This is a genomic window from Pseudomonas sp. 18-147, from assembly GCF_051048045.1.
Classification (GTDB): domain Bacteria; phylum Pseudomonadota; class Gammaproteobacteria; order Pseudomonadales; family Pseudomonadaceae; genus Pseudomonas; species Pseudomonas aeruginosa.
The window spans coordinates 4,579,237-4,591,112 of the sequence record NZ_CP182296.1 but is presented as its reverse complement, the minus strand read 5'-3'; the positions used below and the strand labels follow the sequence as shown (position 1 = coordinate 4,591,112).

Below are 11,876 nucleotides of genomic sequence, written 5' to 3'. Positions count from 1 at the left end.
ATGAGCTGGGTATTCACTGAATGAATAATTTTTAGCCTGGAGAGGTCTTTTTGAAAATGAAAAAATCACTTGTTATGTCGACTGTGCTTTTGGTGGCTAGCAATTTCGCGTGTGCTGATGAGGGCTCAAATGATGGAAGTGAGATATGTCGGGCGCAGGGTGGAGTTGAAATAACAAGTCTGGGGGAAGTCTCAAAGGGTGTGGATGTTGAAGATGTTGTAGTTTGTTCGATTCTTCCAAGTAATATGAAGTCGAGTCAAAGAGCGCCTACACTCCCTCCTCTGCAAAGGATGATCATTTCGGCAATGCCTTCACCAGGAACGGTCACTGTTTCTGCCAGCGGAGATAGGAAGTTCACAACATCTTGCCGGGCAAATCTTTATGCTCCACGTTATGCCAATTTCTATCCAGACGGTGTTAGCAGGGGAACATCAGATCTACGATGTGTTGGTTACAATACACCCGGGAATTCATCTCAAGGGTGTAATGTGTCATGGGTCGGCCCGACCGACATTCAATTGGGTGTTGAGCCATATGGCGGATCTGTTGTTGTAAACTACAGTTGCACTGCATTCAAAACAACGATTCCAGTGATAATGAGCTACAGTTATCGTGATGGGCGGGCAGTGTATGGTGAGGTCCAGAATGTGTCAGGAATAATAAATGTGGTTTTAAACTAAGGATGCGCCTTAGTAGGCTTATATTTCAAGGTGTTCAGCTTGTGAATGTGCTGCAGGGCGCTCTATAGAGTGCCCTGCATAGGCTGGAAGTCGTTTGGCTGAGGGCTAGTCTTTCGAGTTCGATATGGCACGTTGATGAAGGCTGGTAAAAAGTCCTGTCTGTGTGGGTGGCAGGCGAGTGGCGCGTTCAGACGCTAATGTGGAGTTCAAGGTAGGGTTCCGACGCCGAGGATCCTCTTTGGGTGGAGTCATTTGCTGAGCCATGCAGTTGTAAGACAGGCTACGTGCTCCATTGACTTGGACCTCGATACACGAAGATTCAGATTGTTCATCCGAGTGTGACTCTGCGGGCGGGGAGGCAACAGCCTGCTGTGCCAAACCAACTATAGGCAACAAGAATATAATTCGAAGAATTTTAATAAACATACCAATCTCCTTAAACCTGAGGGTTGGATGAGATTCAATAGTAACCTCAAGTTATGAGGAAAGATGAACCGCCTATCGTTTTGTAGTCTTGGTTAGGTCAGGCACGCGCTAGTGAGTAGTACCAAGAGTAAGCCGATAGCCAGGGGCGTGGTGGCCCATTTGGGGAAGCGATGAAGAGGTGCGGGCTTGTACCGGTTCGAGGAAGGAATAGACAGCAGACAGGATCGCTTGCGATGGGGCAGCAGGAAACCATCAGCCCGTCCGTATCCAGAACTGCTGCTTGCAGCGTTAGGGGTGACTCCCTCATGTCCTAGAGGGCATAATCCCTGTATGGGAGTGGCTAACTGATATTAAGGAGTGGTCGAAGTCATGGAACGCTTGCTCGAGAGCATTTACATCAATGCCCGGCCGGCTATGGAGTTGAGGCTTAGCCTCACCAGCTCCGGCCGCAAGAGAATTGTAAAGGTTGTGGATGGGGAGGAGGTCGAGGTTCTGTCAGGTGAAGTGCAGGGCATCCTGGAGGCCCAAAAGAGGGATGTTGGAATCCTCGCCGATTTCTTAGCCAAGAGTCTCTTGGCGCGACGCTAGAGATCCTTGGCTAGCCAGTCTATCGCCGACAGCAACGTGGTCTCGTCGGCCATGCCTTCAAGCTTCACGCTTCGTCCCGTCTGGTTGTCCTGGATGACGAGGGTCGGGGTCGCTGTAATGCCGTTCGACCGTGCAGTGTCGATGTCCGTCTTGATCAACTGGTCCACCAGGTCCATGTCTTTCGCACATTTCTCCAGTCGAGCCTGGTCCAGATCAGGAAAGTCCAATGTGCCGCCAGGCAGCCCGCCCCCGTTGCCGGCCGACTGAGCGAAGATCGCATCGATAGCGCTCCAGAATGCTTTAGCGCCGCCTTGGATCCCCGCGCACTCCACCAGGCGAGCCTGGTGGCGGGCCGCCTCGCCATGCATCTGCAGGGGAAGATGGCGCCAAACCAGGTTCACGTCCGTGTGGCTGTCTACCCAGCGCTTAAGCCGCGGGGTGTAGACCTTGCAGAAGGGGCACTCCAGGTCGGCGTATTCATTGATCGTCCAGCGCGCTTTCGCGTCGCCGTAGAGGCTGTGGACTACCCCCGGTACGATAGACATTCCCGGCCTACGCTTTGAGCATAGGAGGAAGTCCATGAGCATCCAGCGATTCACCCCGGAATTCAAGGCCGAAGCCGTTAGGCAGGTCATCGAGCGCGGATACTCAGTCGCGGAAATCGCCGCGGGCTTCGGCGTCTCTACTCACAGCCTCTACAAATGGGTAAAGGCTGTGACCCCCGACAAGTCGGAGAAACAGGCCAGCGAACTGTTGGAAGCCAAGAGCGAAATCCTGCGGCTGCGGGCCCAAATGCGTCGCCTTGAAGAAGAACGGGACATCTTAAAAAAACCGAGCGGCTCATCACATACTGCATGGCGTCCTTGATGCTCGGGTTCATGCTCGACGGGATGGTTACGTCGATGATCTGGGCCATCAGGTCGCGTTGACCGGCATCAGGCTGGGTGCTGACCAGGGTGTAGCGCCCGTAGCGCACCACGGGCTCTTTCTCCGGCTGCACACCGTTTGGATACAGGTCCGGAGAGAGCAGGTCTGGATTGCGGCTGCTGTCAAAGGCTGGCCTAGCCGGCTCGGCCTTGTGGGTCGTGCAGCTGGCGAGCAGTAGGCACAGCGTGAGAGTGGTCAACTGCCTGGTCATTGAAACCCCCTTTGATGATGGGGCACACAATGGCAGGCCAGTCGCCATGCCTCAGCAGGAAATACTCGGCAACAGGGGAGGGGATTTCTCGATGACTAGGCAGAGGGTGAGCGAGGCAGGCGTAAGGGAAACGGATTAGGAGCGATGAAGGTTTTTCATGTTACGCCTACTAAAGGGAGCTAGGTGGGAATCGTTGTTAGAAATGGATAAGATAGAAGTTCTAATCGTTTAGAACGCTTTGTTGAACTCAGGTCAGACAGAACGGGGTGCTAATTGAGCTTTAAATACTATTGGGCTAAGTTTTTCTGGGGAGCTTTCTTCTTTGTTTTAGTGGCTTGGAAAGGCTCCGTATTTCCCAGCCTGGCATCAGTTAACCCCTTGGTAGTGGCTGGGCTCAGTACTATCCTGTTTCCTTTCTCGGTAAAGCTTGTTGAAAACTTCGCTTTAAAATATACGGAAAGAGAGTTCTGGGTCACGGGTTTTTTCTCCGAAACCCCTGCCAAAACAGGTTTGTATGCAGTCTTTTATTTGTCTTGTTATTTGTTTTCAATTCCCTTGGGGATGGTTTTTTTATTCTATAAGTATGGAAAGGCCTCGTAGGGTTTAATGAGGCCTTGCTTGGTTTTAAATGGATATTACAAGATTGTTTGCTTTTTCTAGAAGGTCTTCGTCAATCATCGCCCCGGTAACTGCCATTACCAGTGCGAACCCCAGAATGCCTATAGGAGTGGCTGTTGCCGTGGCAAATGCAATACCCACAAGCCAACTGGCGGCCGCACCAGCAGCTAGTGTTTCAATTTTTACAAAGAATGGTTTCCAGTCCCCGGTTTCCGTAGATATCTTGAACTCTTGGTACAGGCTGGCGGCGTCAATAGCTTTGCCTACAACTCCAAAGCCTTTGCTAAATTTCTCAAGGCTCTTCGCCATCATCTGCTTGTCTAGAGAATCAAAGGCTTTGGCAATGGCTTGCCTATCTTTAAGGCTAAGTTTTTTATTTAACGCATCCTTGTGCTTTTCAAACGACTTGATTGCTTCCGCCGAACTCCTGATATTTTTCCCCCTGGCGCCTTCGGCCAGTTGGCGCGCCATCTCCGATGTTCGTGCGCCAAATTTCTCAGTTACTTCCTTATAAAAGTCGGCAGTAAATTTAATAGCATCTTGCAACGCTTGTTCCTCGGCCGCCTTGCGTTCTGCTTCTGTCCTGCGTCGTGTCGTTTCGGCGTTCAGCTTAACTAAGCGGGCCTGTAGACTGGCTATCTCATCCACAAGTAGCTCACCATTGTAGATGGCTTTCTGCTTTTCTAGAGGGGTTGGGGAATTCTTGATAAGAGTATTGTTTGTGGTCTGCAGCTGCTTTTTATCAGCAATTGCTTGCGTAACCAGTCTTGTGGCACGTTCAAGCCATTGCTCTGGCGTTGGACTGACCAATGGAGGCAAAGCACTTCCCGCTTGATCAAGCTCGGATTGTACTTTCATCTCGAGATTCGCCTTTCGGGTTCTGTAGTCCCGCTCCAGTTGAGAGAGGTCCTCTTTTTCCTTTAGCGCTTTTTGCTTGTTGAGCTCCTGTCTTAGCACTTTTACCGCTTCAGAGAGTGAATCTTGTTTGTAGTAGGCAACCGCCCGCTCCAGTTCATCTCTAACAAGCTGCTGAAAAGGGTACTTCTTTCTTTCTTCCCAAGAGTTCTTCTCCCAGATCTTGACCCAGGCCTCATAGATGGAGAGGCTTGACTGCTTTTCGTAGTCAATGAATGGGCCTTTGGTAAAGGTCTTTTTGTATCCTTCAAGATCAGATTCCATCTTGTGCAGGACTGCCGACATGACATCGACTCGCTCTTGCCTTGTGGCCTCCCTTTTTCCTTGAGTGATCTGCTTTAGCAAGCCATCGACTTGATCAGATACTTTCTTGTTGATCTCCTTCTTTTCTTTTGTTCCTTGTTCAAAAATAGATCGGACTGGATAATAAATGTTTTTCTGTAGATATATTTCTCTTTGAATTAAGTCGCCAAACATATTCCCGGCAACGGCCGCGCTATCGATAGGGGGAACCTCGTATGCGTATTGATCGTCTGGACCTTGTGCGACAATAACCATGGAACCAGGTACTTCGTTGTCATTGGACATTTAGACTTCTCCATTGGTGAGTGTGGTACAGAAACAGTGCCGATTCAGTTCTAGAAATTGAACCCCATGGCTTCAATGTGCGGGCAATACACTAAGAAGGCACGTCAATGCGCTGTGATATAGTGGTAATAATCACGGTTGCTTAAACTCGATATTCAGGAGTGGGATTGGCTGAGCCCACGGGATATTCCCTAAGAGTCATGTATCTCTGATAACGAGTTCATGCGCGCAAGATTCACGCTGGGTATATGATGCTCTCTGCAAAATTCAGCTACTTGATCCGCAACACAATTCAAGGGTGAAGATATGACCTGCTCCCCGATTTCAGTACCACGCCGAACTTAGTAGAGTCCGTTTTCCGAGCAGAAGACGGCAGTGAAAAAGCGTTTTACCGAAGAGCAGATTCTCGACTTCCTCAAGCAGGCGGAGGCCGGTGTACCGGTGAAGGAACTGTGTCGCCGACACGGCTTCAGTGATGCCTCGTTCTACACCTGGCGGGCCAAGTTTGGCGGTATGACCGTGGCGGACGCCAAACGGTTGAAGGATCTTGAACTGGAAAATAGCCGATTGAAGAAGTTGCTCGCCGAGGCCCACCTCGACATCGAGTCGCTGAAAGTGGTCGCTCGGGGAAAAGGGTAAGCCCGACAGCACGGCGGGAGGCGGTGCAGGAGATGCAGGCGCGAACCGGCATCTCCGAGCGTCGTGCCTGTCAGTTGATCGGGCTGTCCCGCTCGGTGTTGCGCTACCAGCCGCGAGCCAGTGTGCAAAACACCGAGCTGCAAGCCCAACTGGTGGAACTGGCCCAAGAGCGCCGGCGCTTTGGCTATCGCCGCCTGCACATCCTGCTGCGGCGTGCTGGCGTGCAGGTCAACCACAAGCGGATCTATCGCCTGTACCGCGCTGCCGGCTTGATGGTGAAACGGCGGCGCCGCCGCCATGGCATCGCGGTGGAGCGCGAACGTCTGAGTTTGCCGAGCGCACCAAACCAGGTCTGGTCGATGGACTTCGTCTTCGATGCACTGAGCACCGGGCGGCGGATCAAATGCCTGACGGTGGTCGATGACTTCACCAAGGAGTCGGTCGGCATCCTGGTGGAGCACGGTATCAGCGGCTTTCGCGTCACACGGGCGCTGGACGAGATGGCGCGGTTTCGCGGCTACCCGAAAGCGATCCGCACCGACCAGGGGCCCGAGTTCACCGGCAAGGCACTCGATCAATGGGCCTATCAGCGCGACATCAAGCTGAAGCTGATTCAGCCTGGTAAGCCCACGCAGAATGCCTTCATCGAGTCGTTCAACGGTAAGTTCCGGGACGAATGCCTCAATGAGCACTGGTTCTGTTCGCTGGCCGAAGCGAGAATCCGCACCGCGGCCTGGCGGCGGGATTACAACGAACACCGACCGCACAGCGCGATTGGCAATCTCGCCCCGGCAGAATTTGCTGCAAGTTGGCGAACTCGCCAGCAGCAGCTGAAGCAGGAAAAATTAATATCAACCCCAGGGCCTACTAACTAGGCAGCGGTACTAAAACTGGGGGCAGGTCACGAATCCTACACGACCCACCATATTAGAAAGGAGTTTCTGTAGATCTCCGTAGAGCTCACAACTTTAGCTTCGGAGCTGCAGTATGTCTTGGCCAGGAAACTGGCCAGAATCGACCGAGTCGATATGAAAAGCCCGCCCGACAAGGCGGGCTTTTCTGTTTCCGCAGTCCGGATATCTCATCCCCAGCGCACCGCAACTCTTATCCTTATCGACATCGGGAAGAAGGCCGGTTTCGCGCTTCCGCCAGTCATATCGGTACTGGCAGCCGCTTTCCCGTTCGTTCTGGCGTGTTCCTGTCAGACCCCGCGCAGCCTGGTGAACTGGTGCACGGCTATCCGAGGATTTGTCAGCGGACCGGGACTCCCATAGAGTGAGGTTCCTTTCCTGGCGACCGGATGAGTGACCCGATGCCGACCCCGGTTTTCATAAAGAGAACGGTACTGTTTGGCGACTGTGATCCCGAAGGGATCGTCTATACGCCACGTTTTTCATACTTTGTGCTGGAAGCGGTGCAGGAGGCGCTCGGGGTCTGGCTGGGCGGCCCGGGGCTCAGAACCCTCCTGGGGTTCAGGATTCTTCCCCCGGCGAGAGCGTTCTCCCTGGAATTCCTGCATCCGGTCACCTGGGACGACGAGCTCACGATGCAGGTGGGCGTGTCGAACGTGGGGACGCATTCTTTCTCGTTTTCAGTCGAAGGACGTCTTTCGCCGGACGTGGTGGCGTTCACTGCGAGCCTGACGCAGGTCTGTGTCTCCCCGGATACCCGCGAAGTCATGGAGGTCCCCGCGCAGCTCCGCGCGCTCCTCGCATAGAGACACATTCTGGCTATTCGTCGCGGCGCTGGCTACGGCCGGCAGGACGCTGCGAGCGGCATGCCGCTGACCTGCTCCGTGGCGCTCCGGAGGAGGGCGGCAAGCCGCCTTCCTTCATTTCTACTCGTTGCCGAGCATCGCATCCAGATCGCGCATGGTCTGTTTCTTGGCCTGGACGCCCTGCAGTTCGACGAACATTGCCTGGACGGTCTGCACCATGCGCGCAATGGGCATCTTGCCCAGCGGCAACATCTGGTTGTTGTCGCGGATGGCCGGGGCGCAGACGAAGGCGAACGAGCGTTGCAGCCAATAATCGTATTTCTCCGGGTCGATCCAGCCGTCGACGGTTTTCACGTTGGTGATGACGTTGTCGATGCGGCGCATGGCGCGCGCGTTGTCGAAGCGAACCCTGCGCTCCTTGCACTTGAACTGGACCTCGTAGGCCGTCAGCGTCGGCATCGACCGGTCTTCGAATAGCTGGATGATCTGCGCCGACTGGATACCTTTGGGTTGCTGCAAGATGCCGGTGGCGTTGGCGACGAATACCTCGTTGTTGTAGCGTTCGCCCTTGCCGTAGACGATCCAGTAGTCGCCGGTGCTTTCGGCGACCGCAGTCGTTGCCGTGCAGATGAAGGTGAGCGGCAGCAGCCAGCGCCGAGCGTGAAGGAATGGTTTGCCCATGAGTTCGTCCTTGAGTGTCTTGTTCCCGACCGCGGAGGGTCATCCAAGGGACGAATCATAGGTGCAGCCCAAGGTGAGGGTCGACTAGCACGGATGAGCTATGGACGAAGCGGGGGAACTCGCTCGGAGTTCGCTCCATCGGCACGTTCGGGATGGTCGATGGCTGGCGCCTCGGGTGCGCTCCGCCACGCATTCGAACGAGAACGACGGGCCGGCTTTACTGCTCGGAAGGCACGCTGCGCCGCTGTTGGCGGCATCAAGCTGCCGGCGATGGGGGAGGGCGGCAGGCGCTCGTCGACTGGCCGGTCGATTTGCCGGGTACGCCTGCTGGACGTCGTTAGGGTCAGGCCGTCTGCCGCGCGATGACTCCATGAGGTCGGGGGGCTAGTCGAAAAGCGCCTCTGGCGTTTCCGCGTGGATTCGCTGCCATAACGTCTGGATCTGCGAGGCCAGTACCCGGTGCTCGGAAAGCGGCGGCAAGGCGTCCACCGTGAAGTACTCGGCCGCCGACGTTTCGTCCGTTTGTTGCTGAAGACTGCCACCGGTGACGTGGCAGAAGAAGAAGGCTTTCAACGCATGCGGCAGTTGGGGAGGGTGGGGATGCTTGTGCTTGTCCAGCAATGCCAACAGGCGTATCGCTCGAACTTCCAGTCCGCTTTCTTCCTGGGTTTCGCGAACTACCGCATCTGCCGGCGACTCGTTTACGTCGCACCAGCCGCCTGGTAGGGTCCAGCGACTATCCGAGGCCTCCCGAACCAGCAGAACCCGCTGTTGCGAGTCGAGGATCAACGCACGGACGTCCAGTTTCGGGGTCGGGTAGTGGCTGTCCAGAGCGATCCAGTTCTCGACCCGTTCGTACGCTACCCCCTGGTCGCTGGCGATGAATTCGGCGACGGCATGCTGGAGCGCGCGAAAGCGTCCGATGTCGAAGCGGTCCTTGGAGAAGGCGAGACCGGCCTGGGCGGTGGACAGTATCAATTCCAGAAGACGGGCAAGCGCCCTGGGATCGCTGACCGATGGCATCCTTCCTTCCGTTTTTTCGGCCTTCGCGTGGTCCGCGTCGTGCAAGCCGTCCAATGGATTTGCCATAGATAGAACCCTCGGCGCTCGATGATCTGTAGAGCTGGTTTTCAACCAGGTGTTCCCTGCGTCTTCCTCGTATGCCTGTGTGCGCCAATAGTGGCTTATGCCGCTGTTTCATCGCGACCTGCGCGTAACCCAGACTCGCCTGTCGCAGCGATGGCTCCTCCGCCAGGTTCGCTTCGAACCGTCAGGCGGTCGCAACCGATGACGCCTCTTCGCACAGACTTACCGTAGGAGTTTCCCTCCCCGAAACGAGCGGTCGGGCCGGCTGCGGTCGGCTGGCAAAGGTAGACTCCGTGCCGGCCATGAGCGTTTCCAGGGCCGATTGGGTCCGTTCGAGGAGACGCAACAAGCGATGCTCCCCTGTTTGGACGGCAGAGGCGGAGGCAATTCCCTTATGCTGCTTGCGGATAACTGGCCCGGACGGCATGTACGGCCTTGTCGTTCTACGGATGCCTGGAGTCCCGCAGGCGGGACAGCGCAACGCGCAGTGACCTTCCTTTAAGCATATCGATGGAGTCTGTATGAAAGAGCTTGGTTCGGAATCGCCGATGGAAAGTCTTTTCGACATTCGTTCGCTGGAGGCCATTACCGGCGGCGAGCCGGCTGCATTGCAGCGGTTGCTGCAAACTTTATTGGCCAGCAGTCGGGATGATCGTACTCGGTTGGCGGAATTGCTTGCACTCGCAGACCTGCAAGGAGTGGCCGAACTTGCGCACAGGATAAAAGGGGCTGCGAGGGTGGTGGGCAGCAGCCTATTGGTCGAGTCTTGTTCCTGCCTTGAAAAGGCTTGCCAGAACCCATCGGAGTCTTCCGAGCGGATAGCCAATCTGGCCTCTTCATTGGAAGGCAAACTAAGTGCGTTCGAAATCAGTATCTCAACCGAATTGGCAAAGCTCTAGAGATCGGACCAGATAGAGGTTTCAGAAGCTGCTCAGGTTTCTCCACAACCTGAATCGCATCTATTCTCCAGCATGGATTTCTCGATCCCGTAAGCTCCGCGTCTGCTACTGGGGCAATGGGATAAGTGGGTACTTGCTGGGTTTTCTTTGATTTGCCTTGGCTTTTCATCCTTTCTATATAAGAGGCGCTATCGAAGCTGATGGCGCTTCTTTCGGATCGTTCATTGTCTTTGGCTGTTAGTGGCAGCGAGCTTGTGGTGTCGGAGGGTTTTTAACTACGAGGTTTTTGTCGCTTGTAGGAAACTTCATACAAGCACTGGGGAGATTTCACACGATTGCCTGGGAAGTGCTTCGTTGTCGTTCTATTCGGCTTTTCGGAGAATGTTGCTGGCTCTTATAGAGTTCAAAGATCGCAACACTTTCACTGTCAAAAGGAAGCTCAATCGTGTCCATTTCCATGAAAAGCATTCTGGCTGCCGCAGTAGCCAGCCTGGTCGTCGGCAATGCCATGGCGGCAGACGGCACCATCAATTTCAAAGGTGAAATCACCGCGGCCGCTTGCAGCATCACTGGTGGTGCCGGCACCACCGTTGGCGGTGCAGCGGGCAACCAGACCATCGACGTAAGCCTCGGCAAGATCAGCATCGACTCGCTGGGCGGCACCGCGGGCGGCAGCATCGCTGGTGGTACCAGCCTGAACCTGAACCTGGACTGTGGCAAGACCGGTACCGGTCTGACCACCGTGAAGCTGAAGTTCGACCCGGTGTCCGGTACCGGCATCGATTCGCACAACGAAAGCCTGCTGAAGCTTGGTAAAGACTCCACTGCCACTGGCGTCGGTATTGGCATCTATGGCTCCGATGGCAAGCTGCTGAACCTGTCGGCGAACGAGACCATTAATGCTCCCTTGAATTCCAATATTGAAAAAGATGGCGAAGGCAATGACATCACCGTCTACAGCGCCAATCTGAATCTGCGGGCTGCTTACGTCAAGTCTGGCGCTGCGGCCGCTACGGCAGGTATTGCCAACGGCTCCTTGCCGTTCACCCTGGAATACAACTAAGTTCTGCTACATGGGCGGGGTATGTATATACCCCGTTCCATAAGGTGCGAGTTCATCATGAAATATCCATTTTCTTCCAGAGTTATCTGGGGTGGCATCCTTTTGCTTTTTTCCACCCTTGCCAATGCGGGAATCACGCTGGGAGGAACCCGGGTCGTTCTGCAGGCGCCTGCCAAGGAGGCTGCAATCCTGGTCAGGAACCAGGCTTCCAATGACGTGATGATTCAATCCTGGGTAGAGGCTGATAATGGGGCAGATAAACGTGAGGTTCCGTTTGTCATCACGCCTGCCCTCAGTCGTTTGGGAGGCAATAAGCAGCAAACCCTGCGTATCCTGTTTCAAGGGGAAGGCTTGCCGAGCGACAGGGAATCCGTATTCCGCCTGAACGTCCAGGAAATTCCACAAAAATCTGCGTCGGCTAATACGTTGCAGATAGCTTTGCGCCAGCGTATCAAGGTCTTCTACCGCCCTGATAACTTATCGGGAACTTCCGCCGAAGCGCCTGGAAAGTTGAACTGGCGTCTTGTCCGGCAGGGTGGAAAGTCGGTTGTCGAAGTTTCCAACGATACTGCGTTTCATGTCTCTTTCGCCAACGTGAAATTAAAAGCTGGCAATGCCTCCTATGTCGTTGATGCCGACATGGTCGCGCCGAAGTCGAGTCGCCGATTCGAAGTCAAGGGAACTCCCCCCGGCGTTTCTGGAAATATCGAGTTCCAGAGCGTAAATGACTATGGCGGACTCGATAAACATTCCAGCTCCTTATCCGACTGAAGCTCAGAAGAGCAGAGCAGAGCAGAGCAGAAGAGCAGAAGAACTGCTCTTAACTTCCCCTATGGAT

General features: G+C 54.7%; 11 protein-coding genes and 3 pseudogenes. 8 read left to right on the top strand and 6 right to left on the bottom strand.

The window, feature by feature from the left end; translation table 11 throughout:
* The first annotated feature begins 1,475 nt into the window (after window positions 1-1,475).
* Window positions 1,476-1,694 carry a hypothetical protein gene (locus ACM0M4_RS21710; RefSeq protein ID WP_003112568.1) on the top strand — a complete coding sequence of 73 codons (219 nt, stop codon included), beginning with the start codon at window positions 1,476-1,478 and terminating at the stop codon, window positions 1,692-1,694.
* Here ACM0M4_RS21710 and ACM0M4_RS21705 read toward each other — a convergent pair.
* Complete coding sequence (locus tag ACM0M4_RS21705) at window positions 1,691-2,275, bottom strand: DsbA family protein (protein WP_094775650.1); 585 nt, start codon at window positions 2,273-2,275, stop codon at window positions 1,691-1,693. The two genes, ACM0M4_RS21710 and ACM0M4_RS21705, sit on opposite strands and share 4 nt — an antisense overlap.
* On the opposite strand from ACM0M4_RS21705, the pseudogene ACM0M4_RS21700 reads away from it, so the two are divergent.
* Window positions 2,274-2,531, top strand: a pseudogene (locus ACM0M4_RS21700) (transposase); the annotation flags it as partial. The gene ACM0M4_RS21705 and the pseudogene ACM0M4_RS21700 sit on opposite strands and share 2 nt — an antisense overlap.
* Here the strand turns inward: ACM0M4_RS21700 and ACM0M4_RS21695 are convergent.
* Window positions 2,509-2,832 (bottom strand): annotated as a pseudogene (locus ACM0M4_RS21695) (TcpQ domain-containing protein); the annotation flags it as partial. The pseudogenes ACM0M4_RS21700 and ACM0M4_RS21695 sit on opposite strands and share 23 nt — an antisense overlap.
* A gap of 330 nt (window positions 2,833-3,162) precedes the next feature.
* Between ACM0M4_RS21695 and ACM0M4_RS21690 the strand changes: the two are divergent.
* Complete coding sequence (locus tag ACM0M4_RS21690; RefSeq protein ID WP_409263013.1) at window positions 3,163-3,432, top strand: colicin E1 immunity protein; 270 nt, start codon at window positions 3,163-3,165, stop codon at window positions 3,430-3,432.
* 24 nt (window positions 3,433-3,456) lie between these two features.
* Here the strand turns inward: ACM0M4_RS21690 and ACM0M4_RS21685 are convergent, their stop codons facing one another.
* Complete coding sequence (locus ACM0M4_RS21685) at window positions 3,457-4,098, bottom strand: colicin-like pore-forming protein (protein WP_223686075.1); 642 nt, start codon at window positions 4,096-4,098, stop codon at window positions 3,457-3,459.
* 87 nt (window positions 4,099-4,185) lie between these two features.
* Window positions 4,186-4,413: pseudogene (locus ACM0M4_RS21680) on the bottom strand (pyocin S5); the annotation flags it as partial.
* 915 nt (window positions 4,414-5,328) lie between these two features.
* Between ACM0M4_RS21680 and ACM0M4_RS21675 the strand changes: the two are divergent.
* Window positions 5,329-6,467 (top strand): IS3-like element ISPa32 family transposase gene (locus ACM0M4_RS21675; protein WP_086005743.1). Its coding sequence is split into 2 segments (ribosomal slippage): window positions 5,329-5,578 and window positions 5,578-6,467, totalling 1,140 coding nucleotides; the frame shifts between segments, so codons are not numbered across the junction.
* Between the two features lie 437 nt (window positions 6,468-6,904).
* Window positions 6,905-7,309, top strand: a complete 405-nt coding sequence (locus ACM0M4_RS21670) for an acyl-CoA thioesterase (protein ID WP_003112559.1) — start codon at window positions 6,905-6,907, stop codon at window positions 7,307-7,309.
* 120 nt (window positions 7,310-7,429) lie between these two features.
* Here ACM0M4_RS21670 and ACM0M4_RS21665 read toward each other — a convergent pair whose 3' ends face one another.
* Window positions 7,430-7,990, bottom strand: a complete 561-nt coding sequence (locus ACM0M4_RS21665; RefSeq protein WP_003112558.1) for a hypothetical protein — start codon at window positions 7,988-7,990, stop codon at window positions 7,430-7,432.
* Between the two features lie 384 nt (window positions 7,991-8,374).
* Window positions 8,375-9,013 (bottom strand): NUDIX hydrolase, encoded by a 639-nt coding sequence (locus ACM0M4_RS21660; protein ID WP_003145564.1) that lies wholly within the window; start codon window positions 9,011-9,013, stop codon window positions 8,375-8,377.
* Between the two features lie 584 nt (window positions 9,014-9,597).
* Here ACM0M4_RS21660 and ACM0M4_RS21655 point away from each other — a divergent pair.
* The 3 genes from ACM0M4_RS21655 to ACM0M4_RS21645 all read left to right on the top strand — a co-directional run bounded on the left by ACM0M4_RS21655 (window position 9,598) and on the right by ACM0M4_RS21645 (window position 11,809).
* On the top strand, window positions 9,598-9,975 hold the full coding sequence (locus ACM0M4_RS21655; RefSeq protein ID WP_054376088.1) for an Hpt domain-containing protein: 378 nt from the start codon (window positions 9,598-9,600) through the stop codon (window positions 9,973-9,975).
* Window positions 9,976-10,420: 445 nt separating this feature from the next.
* Window positions 10,421-11,038, top strand: a complete 618-nt coding sequence (locus ACM0M4_RS21650) for a fimbrial protein (protein ID WP_003145562.1) — start codon at window positions 10,421-10,423, stop codon at window positions 11,036-11,038.
* Between the two features lie 57 nt (window positions 11,039-11,095).
* On the top strand, window positions 11,096-11,809 hold the full coding sequence (locus ACM0M4_RS21645) for a fimbrial biogenesis chaperone (RefSeq protein ID WP_003112554.1): 714 nt from the start codon (window positions 11,096-11,098) through the stop codon (window positions 11,807-11,809).
* Window positions 11,810-11,876 lie beyond the last annotated feature (67 nt).

Excerpts from the sequence above, each read along its gene's own strand:
- ACM0M4_RS21665 (WP_003112558.1), bottom strand. The coding sequence starts at position 7,990 with ATGGGCAAACCATTCCTTCACGCTCGGCGCTGGCTGCTGCCGCTCACC.
- ACM0M4_RS21710 (WP_003112568.1), top strand. The coding sequence starts at position 1,476 with ATGGAACGCTTGCTCGAGAGCATTTACATCAATGCCCGGCCGGCTATG.
- ACM0M4_RS21705 (WP_094775650.1), bottom strand. The coding sequence starts at position 2,275 with ATGGACTTCCTCCTATGCTCAAAGCGTAGGCCGGGAATGTCTATCGTA.
- ACM0M4_RS21660 (WP_003145564.1), bottom strand. The coding sequence starts at position 9,013 with ATGCCATCGGTCAGCGATCCCAGGGCGCTTGCCCGTCTTCTGGAATTG.
- ACM0M4_RS21655 (WP_054376088.1), top strand. The coding sequence starts at position 9,598 with ATGAAAGAGCTTGGTTCGGAATCGCCGATGGAAAGTCTTTTCGACATT.
- ACM0M4_RS21670 (WP_003112559.1), top strand. The coding sequence starts at position 6,905 with ATGCCGACCCCGGTTTTCATAAAGAGAACGGTACTGTTTGGCGACTGT.
- ACM0M4_RS21645 (WP_003112554.1), top strand. The coding sequence starts at position 11,096 with ATGAAATATCCATTTTCTTCCAGAGTTATCTGGGGTGGCATCCTTTTG.